This is a genomic window from uncultured Methylobacterium sp. (genome assembly GCF_964244095.1).
Classification (GTDB): Bacteria; Pseudomonadota; Alphaproteobacteria; order Rhizobiales; family Beijerinckiaceae; genus Methylobacterium.
In genome coordinates this window covers 3064-10679 of sequence record NZ_CAXTHR010000138.1, presented here as the reverse complement: position 1 = coordinate 10679, position 7616 = coordinate 3064, and the positions used below count along the sequence as shown (strand labels likewise).

The following is a 7616-nucleotide window of genomic DNA, read 5'->3' as shown; positions in this document are numbered from 1 at the left end:
GAGCGCCTCCATGATCGGAAGGCCGCTCGTGAACTCGTGCCAGGAGACGGCGACGCCGAGGGGCTTGAGCGTATTCTCCAGGCTGGAATCCTGGCGCAGCAGCGCGATCAGGGTCGAGGAACGCTGGTAGCCGATGCGCAGGGTTTTCGTATCGGCCGCTGCGGCCGTGAGCACGCCGCCGAGCGAGAAGAGAACGACGGCGGCAACTGCAAGCGCGGCCTGGATGGAACGGGGCATTCGGAAGGGCGCCTTGTGGATGATGATCGATGACGGAGCGAGGACGATCCAACTCCCTCGGAGGCGGATCGTCCAGAAGCTCAGCGTGCGGCGACCGGCAGATCGGGCCGAGGATCTGTCGTGAACCCGTCCCGGTTCGGCATGACCACCTTGGGAAGCGAAGCGGCATCGAGCCCGGCATCCTCGGGCAGGATGCCGTTGAGATGCAAGAGGTAGGCGCTCACAGCGTAGACCTCGTCCGAGGCCAGGGATTGCGGGGCGTCGAAGGGCATCGCGCGATGGATATAGTCGAACAGTGTCGTCGCGTAAGGCCAGTAGCTGCCGACGGTGCGGACCGGCTTCCCCGTCGCCAACGTGCCGCGACCGCCGACCAGCGCATCGGCGGCGGCACCCTCGCCCTGCGCGCCGTGGCATCCGGCGCAGCGCGCGGCGAAGAGAACCGCTCCGTCGCGCGCCGTGCCGTGGCCCGGCGGCAGACCCTGACCGTCGGCACGGGCATCGATGTCCCAGGCTGCGATGGTCTCCGGCGCGGCGGGACGGCCGAGGCCGAGGCGAGGCGGAGGGTCCGCCGCCGCAGGTCCGATCAAGACCAGCCCGGCGACCGCCGCGAGGATGCTACGCCGCATGGCTGATCGCTCCGCCCGCGGCCACGTTCCAGCCGAAGACCGCGTTGTTGTGGTAAGTGGACTGCGTCCCGCGGATCGCGACGAGCGCGTCGCGCGTCGGCTGGACGTAGCCGGTCTCGTCGGTCGCCCGGCTCAGCAGCCGGGCCGGGCCGCCGTCCCAGGTCCAGGGCAGCCGGAACCGCGTCAGGCAGCGCGGCAGCACCGGCCCTTCCAGGGCCGCGGCGCGCCATTGCCGGCCGCGGTCGGTCGAGACCTCGACGCCGCGCACCTTGCCGTGCCCGGTCCAGGCGAGGCCCCGGATCTCGTAAAAACCCGGCTCGCGCAACCGCTCGCCCCCGGAGGGCGCGGTGATCACGGATTTCGCCTCCATCATGAAGGTGAACTGCCGCGCCGTGCCGTCGGGCATCAGGTCGGTGTATTTCGATGTCTCCTCGCGGGTCTGGAACGGCCGGTCGCCGACCTTGAGCCGGCGCAGCCACTTGATGCTGAGGTTGCCCTCCAGGCCGGGCAGGAACAGGCGCAAGGGGTAGCCCTGCTCCGGGCGCAGGCGCTCGCCGTTCTGGGCGTAGGCGAGGATGGCGCCGTCGAGCGCCACGTCCAGCGGGACGCTGCGGCTCATGGCGCAGGCATCCGCCCCCTCCGCGAGGACCCAGGCGGCCTCCGGCTTCACGCCGACCTCGGCCAGCACCGTCGCGAGTTCGACCCCGGTCCACTCGGCGCAGGAGAGCAGGCCGTGGCTGTCCTGCACCGTCCAGCCGGGCTTGGCCCCGAGCCACGGCGTGTTGCCCGAGCATTCGAGGAAGTGCAGGCGCGACACGGCGGGAAAGCGCAGCAGGTCGTCCATCGTCAGGACCAGGGGGCGCTCGACCAAGCCGTGGACGACGAGCCGGTGCCGGTCCGGGTCGATCGCCGGCACGCCGGCATGGTGGCGCTCGTAGTGCAGGCCGTTCGGCGTGACGATGCCATGGAGGCTTCCGAGCGGGGTTCCAGTCGAGGCCGCGCTGGGAAAGGCCGGCGGCGTGCGGGGCCGGCGCGCCAGGGTCTCGAAGGGGGATGGGCGGCCATAGGCCGGGGTCGCCACGGGCGCCCCCTGCTCGCGGGTCCAGGGCGGGACGGCCAGGGCCTCGGGCTCGGAGGCGCGCGCGACGCTGCCCACGCCGGCGCCGATCGCGGCGCTGCCGGCGAGGCGCAGGAAGCCGCGGCGGTCCGCGCGCGGAGGCCGGCGTTGGGTGGGGTTAGGCGGCATGACCCAGGATCTCCAAAACCTCGCGGCGCCGGCGGACGAGGTCCGGGTCGTCGCGGTGGCGCGGATAGAGCGCGTCGTTGACGATCTCCGCCCGGATGCGCGCCGGGCGGTCGCTCAGCACGATGACGCGGGTTGCGAGAACCAGCGCCTCCTCGACGTCGTGGGTGACGAGGAGGGCGGAAAAACCCTTCTCCTGCCAGAGGCGGACCAGCTCGCCCTGCATCGCCAGCCGGGTCAGGGCGTCGAGCTTGCCCAGCGGCTCGTCGAGCAGCAGCAGGCGCGGCGCGTTCACCAGCGCCCGGGCTAGCGCCGTGCGCTGGGCCATGCCGCCGGAGAGTTGGTGCGGATAGGCGTCGGCGAAGTCGGCGAGGCCAACGAGGCGGAGCGCCTCGTCGATGCGCGATCCGTGCACCTTGAGCAGGCCCCGCGCCTCGAGCCCCAGAGCGACGTTCCCGCGCACGGTCCGCCAGGGATAGAGCGTCGGGTCCTGGAACACGAGCAAGCGGCTCGGATCGGGGCCGGCGATCGGCACCCCGTCGATGGAGAGAGTGCCGGAATCCGGCGGCTCCAGCCCGGCGACGAGGCGCAGCAGGGTGGACTTGCCGCAACCCGAGGGGCCGAGCAGCGCGACGAACTCGCCTGGGGCGACCGCGAGGTCGACATGGTCGAGGACGGGCAGCGCCGCGCCGCGGATGTCGAAGGCGTGGGAGACGCCGGCCACCGCCAGGCGGGCGCCCGCGGCGGAAACCGCCTCGGGAATACGGGGACGTTCGAGGACGGCTACCACTGCACGAGCCCCTTCTGCCACGCGAGCAGGCGGTCGCGCAGGCGGAACAGCACGGTGATCAGCCCGGAGCACATCAGCGCCATGACGATGAGCGCCGCGTACATGTTGGCGTAGGCGGCCCAGCCTTGCGCCCACTGGAGGTACCAGCCGAGGCCGGACTTCACGCCGAGCATCTCGGCCACCACCAGCACGGCGAACGAGCCGCCGAGGCCCATGAACAGCCCGACGAAGACGTGGGGTAAGGCTGCCGGGATCGCGACCTTGCGGATGAGGAAGGCCTGCGAGGCCCCGAGCGTGCGGGCGACGTCGTAATAGGCCTTGTTGGCGCCCGCCACCCCGGACCACGTCAGCACCGTGACGGGGAACCCGGTGGCGAGCGCCACCAGGAAGGTGCTGGCCGACCAGGACGAGGGGAACACGAAGAAGGCGATCGGCAGCCACGCGGTGGCGGGGAGCGGCCCGACGAAGCGCAGCACCGGATGCGCCCAGTAGCCGATCGCCCGCGACCAGCCGATGGCGACGCCGAGCATGAACCCGACCCCCGCGCCGATGGCGTAGCCGCCCGCGAGCAACAGCAGCGAGTTCAGGGTGCTGCCGCCGAGCTTGGGCCAATCCTCCAAGAACACCTCGACGATGCCTTGCGGCGGCGGGAAGAACGGCATCGGCAGCAGCGAGAACTTGGCCGTCACCAGTTCCCAGGCGAGGAGGCCGAGGCCGATCACGGCGAGCCAGGGTCCCCAGTGGTGAAGCCGACCGCCGACGCGCCCCAGGGAGGCGGAGAGGGGAAGCGCCAGCGCGAGCAGCAATCCCACGGCCCCTGCTCCACCAGCGAAATCCGCGGTGTAGGGAAACTCGCCGTCCTCGGGGAGGCGCAGCGTCACCGCTGCGAGCGCCAGCCAGACGGCGCCGACGAGCAGGCCGCCCCACCGGACCTGCGAAAGCCATCGCGCCGCCCCGCGCGATCGGGGCCGCGAAGACTCGTGCGAGAGCGCGCCCGCGATGCTGCCGGGCATGGCGTCCTCAGCTCAGGACGTCGGCGTAGACGCGCTCGGCGAACTTCGCCGTGTCGGTCGTCTTGCGCAGCACGTTCACCCGCTTCAGCTCGTCGCCGTAGAGGGCGATCTCCCGCTTCAGGTCTGCGCCGACGGGGCGGTGCTGATGGGTCTGGCTCCGCAGCATCGCGGCGAGATCCTCGACCGAGCCCTTGCCGCCGTAATTGGCGAAGATCGCGGCCGCATCCGCCGGATCGGTCTGGACGCGGTGCCCGCCCTCCAGCACGGCCCGCGTCAGGGCGCCGGCCACCGCCCGGTCGTTGCGGACGAGGGAGCCGCGCACGGCCACCACGCAGCAGGAGCGCGTGGCGTAGATGCCGGTGAGGTTGGTCGCGACCTCCGTCAGGCGCGGGTCCTTGAGCCAGATCCAGGTCCGCGGGTCGGCATCGGCGAGCGCCTGGGCCTCGCCCTTCTCCACCGCGAGGTTGAGGAGGTCGGCCGGGTACTGGCGCCACTCGACCTCGCGCTCGGGATCGACGCCGGCATCCGACAACAGCAGGCCGAAGAAGTTCTTGGCCGGGCTCGCCTGATCGCTGATGGCGATGGTCTTGCCCTTGAGCGACGCGATGTCGGTGATGTTGGCCGCCTTCGCCGCGAGCAGCCGCAGGCAGCCGCCGTGCAGGCCGGCGGTGATCTTCACGTCGAAACCCTGCTCCATGGGTTTCAGCCAGCGGAGCGCCATGCCGATGCCGGCATCGGCCTTGCCCGTGGCGATCGCCTCCAGCAGCGCCTCGGTCGAGCCGCCGAAGTTCACGAACTCGACGTCGAGCCCGTGCCGGGCGAAGATCCCGCGCTCCTTGGCCACGGGTGCTGCCGCCGTGCAGATGGCGGTAGCGTTCCAGGCGAGCTTGATCGGCCGCAACGCGCCGGTCGCCGCCTCGGTCGCGGCGGCGGGCGCGCACAAGGGGCCGGGATCGAAGGGCGCGCCGGGCCCCGGCCCCCAGGCGCGGCCGGCGCTCGCGGCGAAGCCGAAGGGCAGCGCCGCCGCGGCGCTCATGCCCGCCCGCAGGAGCCGGCGCCGCGACAGGGCGGCGTCTCGGGAGGACGGGTGAGGCTCGGTCTCGGACATGGTCGTCTCCTGGGCCTGAGAAGGCCCGCATCGAAAGGGTTCGGTGAGGCGGTCAGGCGGCGCTGCGCTCGATCCGGCCGCGGATGTCCTGGGCTCCGCGCAGCAGGTTCAGGATCGGGCAGGCGCGGTCGACGCGGGCGTGAAGAGCCGCGATCTCGGCCTCGCTCGCCGGCGAAGCGATGCGGATCGTGTAGGCGAGGTCCTGGGGATGGACCGGGACATCCTCGTATCCGGCCTCATTGGCCCGCGGATCGAAGGTGGCCGTCACCTCGACCGCGATCGCCTCGAGCGGCACGCCCTGCGCAGCGGCCTGGATCAGGAACGAGTGCGCGAGGCAGGAGCCCAGCACGCCGAGCTGCAACTCGGGCGAGCCGGGCCCGAGGTCGTATCCGGCAAAATCCGGCAGGCTGTCGGTGATCACCGCGTGCCCCCGGACGCGGATGCGCCGCACGCCGCTGCGGCCCTCGACGGTGGCCTGGGCCCTGAGCGGCACCGGGCCGACCTCGCCGCGCCCGATGCGCTCCCGACGCACGTCGAGGGCCGTTCGCTTCTGGGCGAGATACGCGTTCAGATCAGCCATGAGGGAATGCCGAACAGATGAGGACACAATCGCACATCGAATGGCGAATGCTTTTCGAAAAGACCGCCAATCTTATGTTGAGCGCAGCCCGGCAATCAACAGAATAGTATTTTGAATGCATGTGCTTTCGAGCGACGATCATCCTGTCGCTGCGCGTGGACGGAGAAGCTCGGGATCGTCGGACCGCGATAGGGCGCGTCCACCACTTCCCTCCCGCGAACCGTCTTCGGCGCGGGTCACCTCGTCGCGAGACACGCTGAGAGCCGATCCACGAAGCGCATGGGAAAGGCCAACCGGATGCCGGGTGCCACAAGTTTCCCGATCGGCCCGCGGATGATCACGGTTGCGGAATCGACCGACCGGACCGACGAACGACAGCCACAAAGGCCAAGAGACCCTTGAAAGACCAAAAAATTCTTGCACCTCTATTTTACGGAACGGGAGACCATCTTTCCCATCCTGTCCGCAGTCCGGCAGCGTCGATGCGTGAGCACATCGGTTTTGATCAGTGCCGGTCGGTCGGAGAGGTCGCGGCGGGTTCTGGAAACGTGCATCGCGAATCCTCGGGTCGAGGGGGCGATGTCGGGCGGGTCGGTCCGTTCAGGCGGCCGAGGCCCGTGCATCCGCGTCCGGACGGCGGAAGCGGGCGCCCGGATGGGTCGACTTGAGGTGCGCGCCGCCCCCTGGGAACAGCTTTTCGCGCAAGGTCCCGTCGCGGTAGCGCCGCTTGAACGCGCCGCGGGATTGCAGCTCTGGCACGACGAGCTCGACGAAGGCCTCGATGGTCTCCGGCGCGACCGCGCGGGTGAGGTTGAAGCCGTCGACATCGGCCTCCTCGGCCCAGGACAGCAGTTGGTCGGCGACCTCGGAGGGCGACCCGACGATGAACGGTGCCCGTGCCCCGCGGGGTCCGAACGTGGCGAAGTCGGCCCGCGTGAACGGACGCTCGCCCGGCAACGTCAGGTTCTCGACGAGCGACTGCATCGCGTTGGTCTTCACGTAGGCGAGGCCCTCCTGCGCATCGAGCTGCGACAGGTCGATGCCGGTCCAGCCCGAGACGAGGGCGAGTTGTCCCGCCACGTCGAGGTAGCGCGCGTACTCGTCGCGCAGTTCCAGCGCCTCGGCCCGCGTCGGCGCGACGATCACCGTGGCGCCGAGGAATATCAGGATGTCGGAGGCGTCGCGGCCGGCCGCCTTGGCGGCCTCCCGGATGCTGCGCGCGGCCTTCGCCGCGATCGGCTTGGTCTGGCCGTTGAGGAAGATGCTCTCGGCGTGGCGGCCGGCGAAGAGGCGCCCGCGCGAGGACGTGCCGGCTTGGTAGAGCACCGGCGTCCGCTGCGGCGACGGCTCGGCGAGGTGCTGCCCGTCGACCCGGTAATACGGCCCGTCGTGGGTGACGCGGTGCACCTTCCGGGGCTGCGTGAAGACGCCGGCCTCGCGGTCGCGCACCGCGGCGCCGTCCTCCCAGCTCCCCTCCCAGAGCTTGTAGGCGGCCTCCAGGAAGTCCTCGCCCGCATCGTAGCGGTCGTCGTGGGCGCGGGCACTGCTCAGACCCATCCCGCGCGCGCCGCTCTCGAGATAGCCGGTGACGACGTTCCAGCCGACGCGGCCTCCAGTCAGATGGTCGAGGGTCGAGACCCGGCGCGTGAACGCGTAGGGGTGCTCGTAGGTCAGGTTCGCGGTGACCCCGAAGCCGAGATGCGTGGTGGCGTGCGCCATCGCCGGCACGATCAGGAACGGATCGAGGTTGGGCGCCTGCGCCGCTCGTGCCAGCGCGGTCTCCGCCGTGTCGCCGTAGACGTCGTAGATCCCGAACACGTCGGCGAGGAAGATGCCGTCGAACAGGCCGCGCTCGGCGGTGCGGGCGAGCGACACCCAGTAGTCGAGGGTGTTGTAGCGCGCGGCCGCGTCGCGCGGATGCCGCCACAGGCCCGCCCAGGTGTGGCCGGGCGCCGCCATCTCGAAGGCGTTCAGCCGCAATTCGCGCCGTGCGCTCATGACGAATCCGGGCTTGCGGGG

At 71.0% G+C, this 7616-nt stretch carries 7 protein-coding genes and 1 pseudogene; all 8 read right to left on the bottom strand.

From position 1 onward, the window contains the following. Window positions 1–237, bottom strand: a pseudogene (locus ACFE86_RS17980) (aliphatic sulfonate ABC transporter substrate-binding protein); the annotation flags it as partial. A gap of 80 nt (window positions 238–317) precedes the next feature. Next, window positions 318–863, bottom strand: a complete 546-nt coding sequence (locus tag ACFE86_RS17975; RefSeq protein WP_375456687.1) for a c-type cytochrome — start codon at window positions 861–863, stop codon at window positions 318–320. Next, window positions 853–2109, bottom strand: a complete 1257-nt coding sequence (gene soxC / locus ACFE86_RS17970) for a sulfite dehydrogenase (RefSeq protein WP_375456686.1) — start codon at window positions 2107–2109, stop codon at window positions 853–855. Before soxC ends, ACFE86_RS17975 begins: the two co-directional genes overlap by 11 nt. Next, window positions 2099–2896, bottom strand: a complete 798-nt coding sequence (locus ACFE86_RS17965; protein ID WP_375456685.1) for an ABC transporter ATP-binding protein — start codon at window positions 2894–2896, stop codon at window positions 2099–2101. The genes soxC and ACFE86_RS17965 overlap by 11 nt, the downstream gene beginning before the upstream one ends. Next, complete coding sequence (locus ACFE86_RS17960; protein WP_375456684.1) at window positions 2890–3909, bottom strand: ABC transporter permease; 1020 nt, start codon at window positions 3907–3909, stop codon at window positions 2890–2892. Before ACFE86_RS17960 ends, ACFE86_RS17965 begins: the two co-directional genes overlap by 7 nt. A 7-nt stretch (window positions 3910–3916) precedes the next feature. Further along, window positions 3917–5017, bottom strand: coding sequence for an ABC transporter substrate-binding protein (locus ACFE86_RS17955; protein ID WP_375456683.1), 1101 nt, complete (start codon window positions 5015–5017; stop codon window positions 3917–3919). Window positions 5018–5069: 52 nt separating this feature from the next. Further along, complete coding sequence (locus tag ACFE86_RS17950; RefSeq protein ID WP_375456682.1) at window positions 5070–5597, bottom strand: OsmC family protein; 528 nt, start codon at window positions 5595–5597, stop codon at window positions 5070–5072. A gap of 600 nt (window positions 5598–6197) precedes the next feature. Beyond that, the gene (locus ACFE86_RS17945; protein WP_375456688.1) at window positions 6198–7595 is read right to left on the bottom strand and encodes an LLM class flavin-dependent oxidoreductase; all 1398 of its coding nucleotides are present in this window, start codon (window positions 7593–7595) and stop codon (window positions 6198–6200) included. Window positions 7596–7616: the final 21 nt, after the last annotated feature.